General features: G+C 73.5%; 15 protein-coding genes. 1 reads left to right on the top strand and 14 read right to left on the bottom strand.

Translation table 11 applies throughout. The annotated features are described in order from the left end of the window. Positions 1-297 precede the first annotated feature (297 nt). The 9 genes from FB457_RS26595 to rpsB all read right to left on the bottom strand — a co-directional run bounded on the left by FB457_RS26595 (position 298) and on the right by rpsB (position 10,098). Entirely contained in the window at positions 298-1,317 is a 1,020-nt protein-coding gene (locus FB457_RS26595; protein WP_145783521.1) for an ABC transporter ATP-binding protein, read from the bottom strand. Further along, complete coding sequence (locus tag FB457_RS26600) at positions 1,317-2,921, bottom strand: ABC transporter permease (RefSeq protein WP_145783557.1); 1,605 nt, start codon at positions 2,919-2,921, stop codon at positions 1,317-1,319. Before FB457_RS26600 ends, FB457_RS26595 begins: the two co-directional genes overlap by 1 nt. A gap of 116 nt (positions 2,922-3,037) precedes the next feature. Then, a complete protein-coding gene (locus tag FB457_RS26605; RefSeq protein ID WP_047018348.1) occupies positions 3,038-4,096 on the bottom strand; it encodes a thiamine ABC transporter substrate-binding protein in 1,059 nt (352 codons plus the stop codon). A gap of 162 nt (positions 4,097-4,258) precedes the next feature. Then, positions 4,259-5,377, bottom strand: a complete 1,119-nt coding sequence (gene rlmN / locus FB457_RS26610) for a dual-specificity RNA methyltransferase RlmN (protein ID WP_145783523.1) — start codon at positions 5,375-5,377, stop codon at positions 4,259-4,261. 131 nt (positions 5,378-5,508) lie between these two features. Next, positions 5,509-6,438 (bottom strand): phosphatidate cytidylyltransferase, encoded by a 930-nt coding sequence (locus tag FB457_RS26615; RefSeq protein WP_047018346.1) that lies wholly within the window; start codon positions 6,436-6,438, stop codon positions 5,509-5,511. 71 nt (positions 6,439-6,509) lie between these two features. Continuing rightward, positions 6,510-7,067, bottom strand: coding sequence for a ribosome recycling factor (gene frr / locus FB457_RS26620; protein WP_047018345.1), 558 nt, complete (start codon positions 7,065-7,067; stop codon positions 6,510-6,512). 98 nt (positions 7,068-7,165) lie between these two features. Further along, positions 7,166-7,957, bottom strand: coding sequence for a UMP kinase (gene pyrH, locus FB457_RS26625; RefSeq protein ID WP_047018344.1), 792 nt, complete (start codon positions 7,955-7,957; stop codon positions 7,166-7,168). Between the two features lie 281 nt (positions 7,958-8,238). After that, positions 8,239-9,072, bottom strand: coding sequence for a translation elongation factor Ts (gene tsf, locus FB457_RS26630; RefSeq protein ID WP_047018343.1), 834 nt, complete (start codon positions 9,070-9,072; stop codon positions 8,239-8,241). Between the two features lie 45 nt (positions 9,073-9,117). After that, a complete protein-coding gene (rpsB, locus tag FB457_RS26635; RefSeq protein WP_047018342.1) occupies positions 9,118-10,098 on the bottom strand; it encodes a 30S ribosomal protein S2 in 981 nt (326 codons plus the stop codon). A gap of 704 nt (positions 10,099-10,802) precedes the next feature. Between rpsB and FB457_RS36440 the strand changes: the two genes are divergently transcribed. Continuing rightward, entirely contained in the window at positions 10,803-11,174 is a 372-nt protein-coding gene (locus FB457_RS36440; RefSeq protein WP_486589143.1) for a peptidoglycan DD-metalloendopeptidase family protein, read from the top strand. 22 nt (positions 11,175-11,196) lie between these two features. On the opposite strand, the gene FB457_RS26645 is transcribed toward FB457_RS36440, so the two are convergent. The 5 genes from FB457_RS26645 to FB457_RS26665 form a co-directional block, all read right to left on the bottom strand. Then, a complete protein-coding gene (locus FB457_RS26645) occupies positions 11,197-11,751 on the bottom strand; it encodes a TetR/AcrR family transcriptional regulator (protein WP_047018341.1) in 555 nt (184 codons plus the stop codon). Between the two features lie 51 nt (positions 11,752-11,802). Further along, on the bottom strand, positions 11,803-12,612 hold the full coding sequence (whiG, locus tag FB457_RS26650) for an RNA polymerase sigma factor WhiG (protein WP_047018340.1): 810 nt from the start codon (positions 12,610-12,612) through the stop codon (positions 11,803-11,805). A 318-nt stretch (positions 12,613-12,930) separates the two neighbouring features. Beyond that, positions 12,931-14,178, bottom strand: coding sequence for a DNA-processing protein DprA (gene dprA / locus FB457_RS26655; protein WP_047020416.1), 1,248 nt, complete (start codon positions 14,176-14,178; stop codon positions 12,931-12,933). Positions 14,179-14,354: 176 nt separating this feature from the next. Next, the gene (locus FB457_RS26660) at positions 14,355-15,977 is read right to left on the bottom strand and encodes a YifB family Mg chelatase-like AAA ATPase (RefSeq protein ID WP_047018339.1); all 1,623 of its coding nucleotides are present in this window, start codon (positions 15,975-15,977) and stop codon (positions 14,355-14,357) included. After that, positions 15,977-16,339 carry a YraN family protein gene (locus tag FB457_RS26665; RefSeq protein WP_047018338.1) on the bottom strand — a complete coding sequence of 121 codons (363 nt, stop codon included), beginning with the start codon at positions 16,337-16,339 and terminating at the stop codon, positions 15,977-15,979. The genes FB457_RS26660 and FB457_RS26665 overlap by 1 nt, the downstream gene beginning before the upstream one ends. Positions 16,340-16,404 lie beyond the last annotated feature (65 nt).

Raw genomic sequence — 16,404 nt, forward strand, 5'->3', positions numbered from 1 at the left:
CGGGGCGGAACCTGCGGGGGTTCGGGGGGCGCAGTTCCACGGGGGTCCGGGCGCAGCCCTGCCGGGGTCCAGGGCGCAGCCCCGCGGGGGTCCGGGGCGCAGCCCCGCGGGGGTCCAGGGCGCAGCCCTGCCGGGGTCCGGGGCGCAGCCCCGCGGGGGTCCGGGGCGCAGCCCCGCCGGGGTCCGGGGCGCAGCCCCGCGGGAGGCTCGGGGGCGGAGCCCCTGAGTTTCGGGAAGGGGCGGGGTCGGGGAACCACCCCCCGGCACCGGCACCCGCACCGGGCACCGGTACCCGCCTCACCCCCCGAGTACCACCACCTCCGACGGGTCGAACTCCACCCCCACCCGTGCCCCCGCCTCCGGCGCACCCCGCAGGGCCACCGACGACTCCAGCTCCGGTCCCGTGTCCGGTCGCAGCGTCAGCAGCACGTGGTCCCCCCGGAAGGTCCGCCCCACCACCGCGCAGTCCAGCCCCGTGCCCGCCGGGCGAACCCGTACCCCCGCCGGCCGTACCAGCAGCGAGTGCTCCCCCGACACCCCGGCGCCGGCCACCCCCACCCGCCCCCACGGCGTCTCCGCCGCCGATCCGCGCACCGTCCCCCGTACGACGTTCGCAAACCCCAGGAACCGCGCCACGAACTCGTCCGCCGGCCGCTCCCACACCTCCACCGGCGTCCCGGTCTGCGCCACGCGCCCCTCCCGCATCACCACCACCCGGTCGGAGAGCGCGAACGCCTCCCCCTGGTCGTGCGTGACCGCCAGCACCGTCGTGCCCAGCCGCCCGAAGAGCTGCCGCAGCTCCACCACCAGCCGCTCCCGCAGCGACCGGTCCAACTGCCCCAGCGGCTCGTCCAGCATCAGCAGGTCCGGCGACGGCGCCAGCGCCCGCGCCAGCGCCACCCGCTGCTGCTCCCCGCCCGACAGCGCCCCCACCGCCCGCCGCTGCGCCCCCGGCAGCCCGACGAGCGACAGCAGTTCCGCCACCCGCTCCCGGGCCGCCGCCCGCGGGGCCCCGTGCATGCGCAGCCCGAAGGACACGTTCCCGCCCACGTCCCGGTGCGGGAACAACTGCTGGTCCTGGAACATCAGCCCCACCCCCCGCCGGTGCGCCGGCACCCCGGCCAGGTCCCGGCCGCCGAGCAGCACACGCCCGCCGGCGACGGGCTGCAGCCCGGCCACCGCCCGCAGCAGCGTGGACTTGCCGCTGCCGCTGGGCCCGAGGACGCTGACGATCTCGCGGTCCGCGACGTCGAGGGCGATCCCGTCGACCGCGGCGCGGGCGCCGTAGCGCACGGTGACGTCGTCGAGTACGAGCATCAGAACTCTCCCGCCTGGTTCTTGCGGACCCGTTCCAGCAGCAGCAGCGAGGCCGCGCACACCGCCATGAGGATGGTGCTCAGCGCCATCGCCTGCCCGTAGTTGGTCTCCCCGGCCCGCCCGAGGAGCCGCGCGACGGCGACCGGCAGCGTCGGCCGGTCGGGCCCGGCGATGAAGACGGTCGCCCCGAACTCGCCGAGGGAGACCGCGAACGCGAAGCCGGCGGCGACGAGCACCGCCCGCCGCACCAGCGGCAGGTCGACCTCCCGCCAGGCCCGCAGCGGTGACGCCCCGAGCACGGCGGCGGCCTCCCGCAGCCGGTCGTCGACGGCGCGCAGCACGGGCAGCATGGTCCGTACGACGAAGGGGACGCCGACCAGCGCCTGCGCAATTGGCACGAGGATCCAGGAGGACCTGAGGTCGAGCGGCGGGCTGTCGAGGGCGATGAGGAAGCCGAAGCCGACGGTGACGGCGGAGGTGCCCAGCGGCAGCATGAGCAGCGCGTCGAAGCCGCGGACGAGGGGCCCGGCGCGGCGGGTGACGGCGGCCGCGGCGAGGCCGCCGACGACGACGGCGATGACGGTGGCGACGGCGGCGTAGGCGAGGGAGTTGCCGACGGCTTCCAGCGGCGGGACCGCGAACGTGCCGTCGCTCTCCTGGAGCGCGCGGTAGAAGCCGAGGCCGTGGCCGCCGGGGGTGGCGAAGGAGCGTTCGACGAGGACGGCGAGCGGCGCGAGGAGGAGCACGGCGACGACGGCGACGACGCCGCCGAGGAGGGCGCGTTCGCCGGCGCCGCGGGGGCGTCGGGCGGTGGTCTCGGGGGCGACGAGGCGCAGCGCGGTCTCCCGGCGGCGTACGGTCCAGGCGTGCACGGCCAGGACGGCGGCGACGGCGGCGAGCTGGAGGAGCGAGAGGACCGCGGCGGTGGGCAGGTCGAGGAAGTCGGCGGTCTGGCGGTAGATCTCGACTTCGAGGGTGGCGTAGGCGGGGCCGCCGAGGATCTGGATGACGCCGAAGGAGGTGAAGGTGAAGAGGAAGACCATGAGGGCCGCGGCGGCGACGGCGGGACCGAGCGCGGGCAGGGTGACGTGCCGCCAGGCGGCGAGGCGGCCGGCGCCGAGGACGCGGGCGGCTTCTTCCTGGCGCGGGTCGAGCTGGGCCCACAGGCCGCCGACGGTGCGTACGACGACGGCGAAGTTGAAGAAGACGTGGGCGAGGAGGATGGCCCACACGGTGGTGTCCAGCCGTATGCCCCACCAGCCGTCGAGGACGCCGCCGCGGCCGGTGAGCGCGAGGAAGGCGGAGCCGACGACGACGGTGGGCATCACGAACGGCACGGTGACCAGGGCGCGCAGCAGTTGCTTGCCGGGGAAGTCGAAGCGGGCGAAGACGTAGGCGGCGGGCAGCGCGAGGACGAGGGTGAGCCCGGTGGAGGCGGCGGCCTGCCAGAGGGTGAACCAGAGGACGCCGAGGATGTCGGGGTCGCCGAGGACGTCGGGGATGCGGCCGAACTGCCAGCGGCCGCCCTCGCGCAGGCCGCGGGCGACGATGGCGCTCACGGGGTAGGCGAAGAAGACGCCGAGGAACGCGGCGGGTACGGCCATGAGCGCGAGCCGCCCGGCCGCCCCGCGTATCCGGCGGCGGCCCGCGCCCGGCGCCGGTCCCGTCGGCGTACCCGTACCCGGTCCCGTGTCCGTCTTGCCGCGGCCCGCGGTCCGGGTCACTTCACGACCAGCGAGGTCCACGTCTTGATCCACTGCTCCCGGTTGTCGTCGACGGTCGCCGGGTCGAGGGTGTGGGGGTCGGCGATCTCCTCGCCGTAGCGGGTGAAGACCTCGGGCAGCGCGGTGTCCTCGCGCACGGGGTGGACGAACATGTTCAGCGGCATGTCCTGCTGGAACCGCTCGCCGATGAGGAAGTCGATGAGGGCCTTGCCGCCTTCGGCGTTGCCGGCGTTGGCGAGCAGCCCGGCGAACTCGATCTGGCGGAAGCAGGTGCCGGTGGACACCCCGGTGGTGGCCTCCTCCGGCCGGGACTCCATGTCGAGCACGGGCGGGCTGGAGGCGTACGAGACGACGAGCGGCTTGTCGCCCTTGCCGGCGCCGGAGAAGCGTTCGTAGTACGCCTGCTCCCAGCCGTCGACGACCTCGACGCCGTTCTCCCGCAGCTTGCCCCAGTAGTCCTCCCAGCCCTCCTCGCCGTACTCGTCGGCGGTGGCGAGGAGGAAGGCGAGGCCCGGGGAGGAGGTGGCGGCGTTCTCGGTGACGAGGAGGTCCTTGTAGCGGGGGTCGGCGAGGTCGTCGAAGGTCTGCGGCGGGTCGAGGTTCTTCTCCTCGAAGTACGCGCGGTCGTAGTTGACGCAGACGTCGCCGTAGTCGACGGGGGTGACGCGGTGTTCGTCCGCGTCGAGCTGGAGTTCCCCGGGTATGCGGTCGAGCCCCTTCGCCTCGTACGGCGTGAAGATGCCGTTGTCGAGGCCGCGGGAGAGCAGCGTGTTGTCGATGCCGAAGAAGACGTCGCCCTGGGGGTTGTCCTTGGACAGGACGGCCTGGTTGACGGCGGAGCCGGCGTCCTTGCCCTTGAGGATGTCGACCGTGTACCCGGACTGCTTCTCGAACGCCTTCAGGACGCCGTCGGAGACGGCGAAGGAGTCGTGGGTGACGAGGGTGACGCTCTTGTCGCCCGCGCCGGACCCGGATCCGTCGCCGGAGTCCGAGCCGCAGGCGGCCAGGCCCAGGGCGAGGGACGCGGCCAGGGCGGTGGTGACGATGCGCTTCATCGGGCTGCTTTCGTGGCGGCGGGCAGCCCGGGCAGCAGCAGAGTCTCGACCGAACTTCCTACCCAGAATGACCTGGGCGAGGTTCGAGGGTCTGCGGCCTGGACGGTGCCGCACTCTCAGCGCTGCGAGCGCTCCCCTGTCGGTGTGTACACGTGAACGGTATCAGGCGGGGGTGTCGGCCGCGGAGGCGGCGAGCTGCCCGCAGGCGCCCTCGATCTCCTGGCCCCGGGTGTCCCGTACGGTCACGGGCACGCCGTGGGCCTCCAGGGCGGCGACGAACGCCCGCTCGTCCTCGGGCCGGGAGGCGGTCCACTGGGAGCCGGGGGTGGGGTTGAGCGGGATGAGGTTGACGTGCGCGCGGCGGCCCTTGAGGAGACGGCCGAGGAGGTCGGCGCGCCACGCCTGGTCGTTGATGTCCTTGATGAGCGCGTACTCGATGGAGACGCGGCGGCCGGAGCGGGCGGCGTACTCCCACGCGGCGTCGAGGACCTCGCGGACCTGCCAGCGGGTGTTGACGGGCACGAGGGTGTCGCGCAGCTCGTCGTCGGGCGCGTGCAGGGAGACGGCGAGGCGGCACTTGAGCCCCTCGTCGGCGAAGCGGTGCATGGCGGGCACGAGGCCGACGGTGGAGACGGTGATGCCGCGCTGGGAGAGCCCGAGCCCGTCGGGCTCGGGGTCGGTGAGGCGGCGGATGGCCGACAGCACGCGGTTGTAGTTCGCCAGCGGCTCGCCCATGCCCATGAAGACGATGTTGGACAGCCGCGCCGGGCCCCCGGGCACCTCGCCGTCGCGCAGGGCGCGCATGCCGTCGACGATCTGGTGGACGATCTCGGCGGTGGACAGGTTGCGGGTGAGCCCGGCCTGGCCGGTGGCGCAGAACGGGCAGTTCATGCCGCATCCTGCCTGCGAGGAGATGCACATGGTGACGCGGTCGGGGTAGCGCATGAGCACCGACTCGACCAGCGTGCCGTCGAAGAGCCGCCACAGGGTCTTGCGGGTGGTGTCGCCGTCGCAGCTCAGATGCCGTACGACGGTCATGAGTTCGGGCAGCAGCCCCTCGGCGAGCTTCGCCCGGGATGCGGCGGGCACGTCGGTCCAGCCGGCCGGGTCGGTCGCGTAGCGCGCGAAGTAGTGGCGCGAGAGCTGCGCGGCACGGAACGGCTTCTCCCCCAGCCCGGCGACGGCGTCGCGGCGCTCGGCGGGGGTGAGGTCGGCGAGGTGCCGCGGCGGCTTCATGGCACCACGGGGGACGGCGAAGGTGAGCTCTCCTGGCTTCGGCATAGGCTTACCAGTGTCGCAGACGGATGCACCCCCGCCCGCCTCATCCCCAAACGCCCTGATTCGTCGGCAAGAACCCCCTGGCCGGCGCTCGCCGAAACCGCGCCCGGAGGAGGGGGAACACCGCGGCCGGGTCAGCCCGCGCCGACGAAGATCACCATCAGCAGCCAGACCACCGGCGCCGTCGGCAGCAGCGAGTCCAGCCGGTCCATGATCCCGCCGTGGCCGGGGAGCAGCGTGCCCATGTCCTTGATGCCGAGGTCCCGTTTGATCATCGACTCGGCGAGGTCGCCGAGCGTCGCCGAGGCGGCTGCCGCGGCGCCCAGCAGGAGGCCCTGCCACCAGCGGCCGTCGTCGATGAGCAGTTCCATGCACACCGCACCCGCCGCCATCGCGAAGGCCAGCGCGCCGCCCAGGCCCTCGCGGGTCTTGCCGGGGCTGATGCGCGGGGCGAGTTTGTTGCGGCCGAGCTTGTAGCCCACGGCGTACGCGCCGGTGTCGCTGATCACCGTGAGGATCAGGAACGTCAGCACCCGCTGCGGCCCGTCGTCGTCCGCGGCGAGCATCAGGGCGACGAAGGAGGCGAGGAACGGCACGTAGAACGCGGCGAAGACGCCGGCGGTGACGTCGCGGAGGTAGTCCTCCACGGGGCGCGTCAGCCGCCAGACGGGGACGGCGAGGGCGGTGAGCGCGAGGGCCGCTGCGGCGCCCTCGGCGCCGGCCGCGTACCCGGCGATGACCATGGCGATGCCGCCGAGCACCAGCGGCACCAGCGGCGTGCGGATGCCGCGGACCTCCGCCAGCCGCGACGTCAGCTCCCACAGCCCGACCGCCACCGCGACGACGATGACGCCGAGGAAGAGCACTTTCACGACGAAGAGCGTGGCCAGCACGATGGCGCCGAGGCCGAGCCCGACGCCTATGGCCGCGCCGAGGTCCCGGCCGCCGCGGCGCCGCTTGGGGGCGGGCGGCGGCGGGGTGGAGGGATCGCCCGGGGCGCCGGATCCCCCGGAGGGACCTGGGGAGGGTTCGTCGGCAGGGGCGTCGCCGGACACGATGGGCATGCGCGGAGTCTGCGCCCTTTCACCCCCGCCGTACACGGGACCCGCCGGGGCCCCCCTGGAGGAGTCGTTCATCAGACCTCGAGCAGCTCTGCTTCCTTGTGCTTGAGCAGCTCGTCGACCTGGGCCACGTACTTGTGGGTGGTGTCGTCGAGCTCCTTCTCGCCGCGGCGGCCCTCGTCCTCACCGATCTCGCCGTCCTTGACGGCCTTGTCGATGGTCTCCTTGGCCTTGCGGCGCACGGAGCGGATGGCGATCCGCGCGTCCTCGCCCTTGGCCCTGGCGACCTTGATGAACTCCTTGCGGCGTTCCTCGGTGAGCTGCGGGAAGACCACCCGGATGATGTTGCCGTCGTTGGAGGGGTTGACGCCGAGGTCGGAGTCGCGGATCGCCTGCTCGATGTTGCGCAGGGCGCTCTTGTCGAACGGGGTCACCACCGCCATCCGCGGCTCCGGCACCGAGAACGACGCCAGCTGGTTGATGGGGGTCTGGGCCCCGTAGTAATCCGCCGTGATCTTGTTGAACATCGCCGGATGCGCCCGCCCGGTGCGGATCGCGGCGAGGTCCTCCTTGGCGACCACGACGGCCTTCTCCATCTTCTCCTCGGCTTCGAGGAGGGTCTCTTCGATCACCACTGGCTCCTGGTCTCATCCGTGAGCGGAACGGGAGTGCTCCCGTCCGCCCGTACCATGCCTGCACGGTGTCCGACCGGCAGGCCGTTGTCCATCCCTCAGACCCGGCTGCCGTGCGCGCTCACGAGCGTACCGATCTTCTCACCCCGCACCGCCCGGGCGATGTTGCCCTCCTTCAGCAGCTCGAAGACGAGGATGGGCAGTTCGTTGTCGCGGCACAGGGTGACGGCCGTGGCGTCGGCGACCTTGAGGTCACGGGTGATGACCTCGCCGTATCCGAGCGCATCGAACTTCACCGCGTCGGGGTTCTTCTTGGGGTCGGAGTCGTAGACCCCGTCGACGCCGTTCTTCCCCATGAGCAGGGCCTCGGCGTGGATCTCCAGGGCGCGCTGCGCGGCGGTGGTGTCCGTGGAGAAGTAGGGCATGCCCATGCCGGCGCCGAAGATGACGACGCGGCCCTTCTGCATGTGCCGGATGGCGCGCAGCGGGATGTACGGCTCGGCGACCTGGCCCATGGTGATCGCCGTCTGCACCCGGGAGTCGATGCCTTCCTTCTCCAGGAAGTCCTGCAGGGCGAGGCAGTTCATGACCGTGCCGAGCATGCCCATGTAGTCGGAGCGGGCCCTGTCCATGCCGCGCTGCTGCAGTTCGGCGCCGCGGAAGAAGTTGCCGCCGCCGATCACCACCGCGATCTCGTACCCGTCGCGGACGACGGCCGCGACCTCGCGGGCGATGGCGCGCACGACGTCGGGGTCGACGCCGAGGTCCCCGCCGCCGGAGAACGCCTCGCCGGACAGCTTCAGCAGGAAGCGTGAGCTGTCCCTCTTCGTATGGTGGCCGTTGTCCGCCTTCTCCCGGTGGCCGTGGTCCGCGTCGGCGTCCTCGTTCATGAAGTCTCCTCGTGCGCATGCGAAAGAGGCCATCGCCGTGGGTTCTCATCCACCCATTCCCGGCAATGGCCTCCTCGTCACTTCCGCGGCCCGGCGGCGGTCCCCCGCACCGGCCCGCAACAACTCAACCCGACCCTAGCGGGGCCGGTGGCCGTTCGCCGTACACCGTGCGCCGCGTACGCCGCGGCGACCCGCCCTGCGGCGCGCCGGATCGCGGCGCGTGCCGTCCGGTCGCGCTTGCGCGCGCCGGGCGGCACGGTGCCCGCCGGTGGCGCCGGTGCTCAGGCGCCGACGCGGATGCGCGCGAAGCGGATCACCTGCGCGCCGGCCTCGTCGAGCACCTTCTGCACCGACTTCTTCGGGTCCTTGGCGAACGGCTGGTCCAGCAGCACGTTCTCCTTGAAGAAGCCGTTCACCCGGCCCTCGACGATCTTCGGCAGCGCGGCCTCCGGCTTGCCCTCCTCGCGGGAGGTGGCCTCGGCGACGCGGCGCTCGTTCTCCACCGTGTCGGCCGGGACCTCCTCGCGGCTCAGCCAGCGCGGGCTGAAGGCGGCGATGTGCTGCGCCACCTCCTTGGCCGTCTGCGGGTCGGCCTTGTCCAGCTCGACGAGCACGCCGACCTGCGGCGGCAGGTCGGGCATGGTGCGGTGCATGTACGTGCCCACGTAGGCGCCCTCGAAGCGCGCGAAGCGGTCGAGGACGATCTTCTCGCCGAGGGTGGCGTTGGCCTCGTCCACGTACGCCTGGACGGTCTTGCCGTCGATCTCGGAGGCGAGCAGCGCCTCCAGGTCGGCGGGCTTGGTGGCCGCGACGTGCTCGGCGAGGGCGTCGGCGACGGCGATGAACTTGTCGCCCTTGGCGACGAAGTCGGTCTCGCACTTCAGCTCCAGCAGGACGCCGGAGGAGTTGTCGTCGGCGATCAGGGAGACGACGGCGCCGTTCTCGGCGGAGCGGCTCTCACGCTTGGCGACGCCCTTCTGGCCCTTGACGCGGAGCAGCTCCACGGCCTTGTCGACGTCGCCCTCGGCCTCTTCCAGCGCCTTCTTGCAGTCCATCATGCCGGCGCCGGTGAGCTCCCGGAGCTTCTTGACGTCGGCGGCGGTGAAGTTCGCCATGATTCGGTGGTTTTCTCTTCTCGACGGGTGACTGGGATCGGCGGATCAAACCTGCGGAGCGTCGCCGGCGGGCTCCGTGCCCTCGGCGGCCTCGGCGGCCTCGGTGGCCTGCTCGGCGGCCGGGGCGGGGGTCTCGTCGGCCTGCTCGGCGTCGGCGACCTTGGCGGTCTCGGCGGAGGTCTGCACCTCGGCCTCGGCCGCGGCCTCGTCCGTCTTCTCGGCCGGGGCGGCCGGCGCGGTCTTGCCGTCCTTCTCGCCGGCGAGCAGGTCGCGCTCCCACTCGGCGAGCGGCTCGGCGTCGGTCTTGACGGCCTTCTCGTCACCGGTGGCGGCACCGGAGCGGGCGATCAGACCCTCGGCGACGGCGTCGGCGATGACGCGGGTCAGCAGCGTGACGGAGCGGATCGCGTCGTCGTTGCCCGGGATCTTGTAGTCGACCTCGTCGGGGTCGCAGTTGGTGTCGAGGATCGCGACGACCGGGATGCGCAGCTTGCGCGCCTCGCCGACGGCGATGTGCTCCTTCTTCGTGTCCACGATCCAGACGGCGCTCGGCACCTTCTGCATGTCGCGGATGCCGCCGAGGGTCTTCTCCAGCTTGGCCTTCTCACGGGAGAGGACCAGCAGTTCCTTCTTGGTGAGGCCGGAGGCGGCCACGTCCTCGAAGTCGATGGCCTCCAGCTCCTTGAGGCGCTGCAGCCGCTTGTGGACCGTGGAGAAGTTGGTGAGCATGCCGCCCAGCCAGCGCTGGTTCACGTACGGCATGCCGACGCGGGTGGCCTGCTCGGCGATGGCTTCCTGGGCCTGCTTCTTCGTGCCCACGAACATGATGGTTCCGCCGTGCGCGACGGTCTCCTTCACGAACTCGTAGGCGCGGTCGATGTACGACAGCGACTGCAGGAGGTCGATGATGTAGATGCCGTTGCGCTCGGTGAAGATGAAGCGCTTCATCTTCGGGTTCCAACGGCGGGTCTGGTGCCCGAAGTGGACGCCGCTTTCCAGCAGCTCCCGCATCGTGACGACGGCCATGGCCGTACTCCTCGTGTGTCTCGGTTGTGCGCGGCGGCCGGCCGGCCACCGCTCCTGACGCCCCTGCGCGCCGCGCCTCCGGCGGGAGCCGGAGGACCGAGTGACGCGGCCACCTTCAGGCAGGTGGCGGGGCGTGCGAAGTCGACCCGGAGAGCCGGGTCGCCACCAGAAGTGTACGGGACGGCATCACCCGCCTGCGCCACGGAGCCCGGTCCCCGGGCGGGTCTCCGGGCGGTCCCCGGCCCCGGGTTGTCCACAACCGGCCGGTTATCCACAGAATCCGTCCATGATCCCCAAGCGTCCCGTCCCCCGGCCAGACTCCCCCCATGAACGGACGACCCGAACCCCGCACGGCCGGCGTCCCGGGCCGCGGGGCGCGGTGGGCGCTCGCGGTCGGGCTCGCCGCGGCCCTGACCGCGGGCGCCTGGCCCGCACCCCCGTTCACGACGGCGGACACGACGGACAGGGTGGCGGAGGCGGGTGGGGAGGGGGCGGGGGCGGGGCGGGGGGAACGGGGGATACGGGATACGTCCGCGCCCGGCGGGCGGTCCACCGGTCCGGGGCGGCCGGCGGTGGCGCCTGCCGAGCCGAGGCCCCCCGGCGTGGACGCGGTGTGGCCTGTTGACGGGGGGCCGCGGGGGCGGCCGGTGGTGGAGCGGGGGTTCGAGGCGCCGCGGTCGCCGTACGGCCCGGGCCATCGCGGGGTGGATCTGCGGGCATCGGCGGGGAAACCGGTGCGGGCCGCGGCGGCGGGGCGGGTGTCGTTCGCGGGGCGGGTGGCGGGACGCGGAGTGCTGGCCGTCGACCATCCGGGCACGGGCCGCCCGCCGCTGCGCACCACGTACGAGCCGGTGGTGCCCGCCGTACGCAAGGGTGAGCGGGTCGGGAAAGGGCAGGTCATCGGACATCTGCAGGGCGGCGGGTACCACTGCGCGACGGCCTGTCTGCACTGGGGGCTGCGCCGCGGCCCTGTCTACCTCGACCCGCTGTCGCTGCTGCCGCCCGGGCTGCTCACCGCGGGCCATGCCCGGCTGCTGCCGGTGTTCGGCGTCCCGCCGCCCGCGGGTGGCGGCTGACGCCGCGACGAGGGCGGTGCCGTCAGCGGGCGGCGCCGTGGAGGGCCACGGCGACGGCCGTGTCGGCAACGGTCTCCGGGGCGTCGGTGCCGAGTTCGGTGCGGCGGACGGCCGCGTCGACGACCCCTTGGAGCAGGGTGGCGGCGAGGCGGGGTTCGTCGTGGCCGAGGTCCGCCAGGGCCGCGACGACCATGGTGACGAGCCCGCCGTGCGCGGCGCGGATCTTCTCCCGGGCGCCGGCGTCGAGTTCGCCCGCGGAGATGGCGACGACGGCCCGGTGGCGGCGGTCGCCGACCAGCGCGAGCTGGGTGCGTACGTACGCCTCGACCTTCGCCTCCGGGGTGTCGGCGCGCTCCATGGCCGCCTCCACCTCGGCCGCCCAGCGCGGGAAGTCGACGGCGCACAGTTCCTCGACCACGGCGGCCCGGCTGCGGAAGTACTCGTACACGGACGAGCGTGCGAGGCCGGTGCGCTCGGCGAGCGCGGCGAAGTTCAGCGCTTCGGTGCCGCCTTCGCCGAGGAGTTCGCGCGCGGCGTCGAGCAGCGCGGCGTGCTGCATGGTCCGGTGCTCGGCCACGGAGGCCGCTCGAATCTTCGGCACCGTCCAACTTTAGACCGCGGCGGCCGTTCAGCCGCCCGAGTCGGCCAGCTTCGCGCGCAACTGCAGGACGGACTTGGTGTGGATCTGGCTGACCCTGCTCTCGGTGACGCCGAGGACCTGGCCGATCTCGGCGAGCGTGAGGCCCTCGTAGTAGTAGAGGGTGACGACGGTCTTCTCCCGGTCGGGCAGGGTGTTGACGGCGCGGGCGAGCAGCCGGCGCAGTTCGCGGTCCTCGGCGACCTCCACGGGGTCGTCGGCGGCGGTGTCCTCGAGGGTGTCCATGAGGCTGAGCCGGTCGCCGTTGTCGGAGCTGACGTGCAGCAGTTCTTCGAGGGCGACGACGTTGGCGAGGGAAAGCTGGCTGAAAACCCCGTGCAGCTCTTCGAGCTGGATGCCCATCTCGGCGGCGACCTCGGCTTCCGAGGGGGTGCGGCGGAGGGCGGCTTCGAGGGTGGCGTAGGCGCGCTCGACGGCACGGGCCTTCTGCCGTACGGAGCGGGGGATCCAGTCCAGCGCCCGGAGCTCGTCGATCATCGCACCGCGGATGCGGGTGATGGCGTACGTCTCGAACTTGATGGCGCGCTCGGGGTCGAACTTCTCGATGGCGTCGATGAGTCCGAAGACTCCGGACGAGACGAAGTCGGCCTGTTCCACGTTGGACGGCAGGCCGACGCTGACGCGTCCCGCGACGTACTTCACCAGCGGCGAGTAGTGCAGGATGAGCTGCTCGCGCAGCCGGCCGTCACGCGTCTCCTTGTACGACCGCCACAGCTCGTCGACCGACGAGGGTGCTGTGCGTGATGCGGCACGGTCGGACCCGGAGATGTGCTGGGGCATGCGTCGTCGCCTTGAACCGTTCTGGTGGGGGACTGGGTTCGGTGGGGGCCGTGGGGGGAGCGAGCGGGTGTGGGGAGGGGCGGAGCGGGGAGGGTGACGCGGCGGGGAATGCGGGAACGTTCCGCGAGCGTAGCGTGACCGTACGGTCGCATTCTGCGACTGACGGCTCTTCATGAGTACGCAGGTTCGTTCCGCGGACCGCACCTGCGGGTTATCAGGAGGTCACAGCGGGGGGACGGCCGCCGCGGCACCGGGTGGGGGTCGGTTTGCATCTCCCCCACCCTTTCACCCGAACGTCCCAGGTCAAGGAACGGCTCGTCACCTTTTGGGGTGCTCGCTGGAGCGCGGGGCCAGCCGCCAGCCGGTGCCGTCGCGGCGGACGAATCCGAGGGACTGCAGCTCATGAAGCCTGCCCAAGGCTTCGTCGCGCTCCGTGCCCGCCTCATGTGCGATCTGTTCCAGCGGCGCTGTACCCCGACCGGGGAGTGCTTCGAGCACCCGTGCGGTGGCGGGCGGGAGCAGATCGCGTGGTACGACGGGGCCGCGGCGGACCGGGGCGAGGTCCGCGCCGATGCGGCCGACCAGCTCGACGACTTCGGCGGCCTCGGTGACGAGCACTGCCTCGCCGCGCAGCAGCTCGTGCACCCCTGAGGAGAGCCCGGAGGTCACCGGGCCCGGCACGCCCATCGTCGGGCGGCCGAGGCGCTGCGCCCAGCGGGCGGTGACGAGGGAGCCGCTGCGGCGCTCGGCCTCGACGACGACGGTGCCGCGGGTGAGGGCCGCCATGACGCGGTTGCGCAGGAGGAAGCGCGACCGGGTGGGATGGTCGCCGGGGGCGAGTTCGGCGACGATGAGGCCCTGTTCGGCGACGCGGCCGAGGAGCTCGCTGTGGCCGGGCGGGTAGACCCGGTCGACGCCGCAGGCCAGTACGCCGACGGTGGCTCCGGTGGCGGCGAGGGCGCCGCGGTGGGCGGCGGCGTCGATGCCGTAGGCGGAGCCGGAGACGACGGTCCACCCGGCGTGGGCGAGGCCGGCGGCGAGCGTCGCGGCGACGTGGGCGCCGTACTCGGTGCAGGCGCGGGCGCCGACGACGGCGACGGACTTCAGCGCCCACAGCCTGAGGTCGGCGCGGCCGCGGACCCAGAGGCCGAGGGGCCGGGCGGCCGCGAGGTCGTCGAGCTGCCGGGGCCATTCGGGGTCGCCGGGGCAGACGAACCGCGCTCCGACGGCTTCGGCGGCGGCGAGGTCCTCCCGGGGGGCGGGTCCGCCGAGCCGCCGCCGGTAGCGGACCAGCCGGGTCTCGGCCTCCGGTGAGGGCGGTGGGGCGTCGCCGGTCACCCAGCGCATGAGCGCCACGGCCCCGTGCGTACGCAGCCACCTTCCGGCGACCTCGTCTCCGGGCTCGACGAGCCGCGTCAGCGCGACCCGCGCCAACCGCTCCGCGTCGCACTCCGCGGCTTCAGCGAGGCCCGCTTCGGGTGCGGGCTCCGTCCCCTGGCGGCTACGGGCCGCCGGCCGGGCGCCGGAGCCGGGGCCGCGCCGGGGCCGGGCGGCCGGGGTCCGCATCGCGCCCGGCACCGGTCCCGCGACCGGGCCGGACGGCCCGCTCTGCCCCTCGGCCGGAGGCACAGGCACAGCAGCCGGCAGGCAGCCCCCGCCCGGCGCCGGATCGGCCGCCGGGCAGGTGCAGGCCCCGATCGGCAGGCCGCTGCGCGGCTTCCAGGCGGGCTTCTCGGTCGCGTTCATCCGACGGGCTCCGTCGTTGCCTGGGTACGGGTGCCTCGGGGCACTCCCGTGCGGAGTTCCAGAGCCACGGCGACGTCCTCGGGCCCGGGGCGGTCGTGGCCCGCGAGGTCGGCGATGGTCCAGGCCACGCGGAGGACGCGATCGAGGCCGCGGGCGGTGAGCAGGCCGCGTTCGAGGTCGCGTTCCGCCGGGGCGAGGACGCCGGGGGCAGGGTGCCAGCGGCGCCGCAGCTCGTGGCCGGGGACTTCCCCGTTGGTGCGCCAGGCGGTGCCGGCGTACCGCGCGGCGGCGCGGTCGCGGGCGGCCAGGACCCGGGCTGCGGCGTCGGCGGTGGACTCGGCGCGTTCACCGGCGGCCGACAGCTCGGCGCGGCTGACGGCGTCGACGGCGACCCGGAGGTCGACGCGGTCGAGGAGCGGGCCGGTGAGCCGGCCCTGGTAGCGCCGGATGGCCATGGGCGGGCATTCGCAGCCGCCTTCCCGGCGGGCGAAGAGGCCGCAGGGGCAGGGGTTGGCGGCGAGGACCATGAGGAAGCGGGCGGGGAACTGGACGACGCCCGCGGACCGGGCCACGACGACGTGCCCGGACTCCAGGGGCTGTCTGAGGGCGTCCAGGATCCGGCCGCTGAATTCGGGCGCTTCGTCTAAAAAGAGCACGCCGCGGTGGGCCAGGGAGACGGCTCCCGGCTTGGGCAGCGCGTTGCCGCCGCCGATGAGGGCGGGCAGGGTCGCGGAGTGGTGCGGGGCGGCATAGGGGGCTTCGCCGACGAGGGGCTGGCCCGCGGGCAGGGTGCCGGCCACCGAGTGGACGGCGGTCACTTCGAGCGCTTCGGTCTCGGTCAGGGGCGGCAGCAGCCCGGGCAGCCGTTCGGCGAGCATCGTCTTGCCCGCTCCCGGGGGGCCTTTCAGGTACAGGTGGTGGCCGCCCGCGGCGGCGACTTCGAGGGCGAAGCGGGCCCGGTGCTGCCCCGCGACGTCGGCGAGGTCGGGGCGGTACGCGCCGGGGCCGAGGGCCGCCGGGGCGCACCAGCCGGCTCCGGGCACGGCGAGCCGGGCGGACGGGACGGCCGGGGCGCCGCCGGTTTCCGGGGGCTCGTCGGGGGGCGGTTCGTCGTTGAGGATGGCGATGAGCTGGCGCAGGCTGCGGACGCCGAGGACGGAGACGTCGGGGACGAGGGCGGCCTCGCTTGCGGCGGCCTCGGGGACGACGACCTGGCAGCAGCCGGCGGCCGCGGCGGCGAGCACGGCGGGCAGCACGCCGGGGACGGGCCGGACGCGGCCGTCGAGGCTCAGCTCACCGACCATGACGAGCCCGGTGAGCGCGTCGGGCGCGATGCGCCCGGCGGCGCCGAGGGTGGCGCAGGCGATGCCGAGGTCGAATCCGCTGCCGGATTTGGGTACGGCGGCGGGGCTGAGGCCGACGGTGAGCTTCTTCTGCGGCCAGTCGACGCCGGAGTTGACGACGGCGGCGCGCACCCGGTCGCGGCTTTCCGTGAGGCTCTTGTCGGGCAGCCCGACCAGCGTGAACGTGGCGACGCCCGGCTCCAGGTCGGCCTGGATCTCGACGACGACCCCCTCGACGCCGACGAGGGCGACAGAGCACGTGCGGGCGAAGGCCATCAGGCGGCCCCCCGCACGTGCTCGACGACGGGGGCGCCGCGGTCCGGCAGCACCACGCCGACGACGTCGATCCGCATGCCGCCCGGCGGGACGCCGCCGTGCCGCAGGGCCCAGGCTTCGGCGAGCCGCCGGAGCCGGTCCGCCTTGGCCGGCGGGACGCCGGCCATCGGATGCTCCCAGCCGCCTTCCCGTCTGGTCTTGACCTCGCAGACGACGAGGGCCTCGCCGTCGAGCGCGACGATGTCGATCTCGCCGTCGCTGCATCTCCAGTTCCGCGCCAGGACGGTCATTCCCGCCTGGACGAGCCGCCGCTCCGCGATCCGTTCCCCGTACTGTCCGAGCGCCTGCCGCTGCTTCGGCATCGGGCACCACCTCCCGCGTCCGACTGTGTCGTGCCGCGGGAGAATTTGTTGATCTTGGTGGATAA

The sequence above is a fragment of the Streptomyces sp. CNZ287 genome (assembly GCF_007827615.1).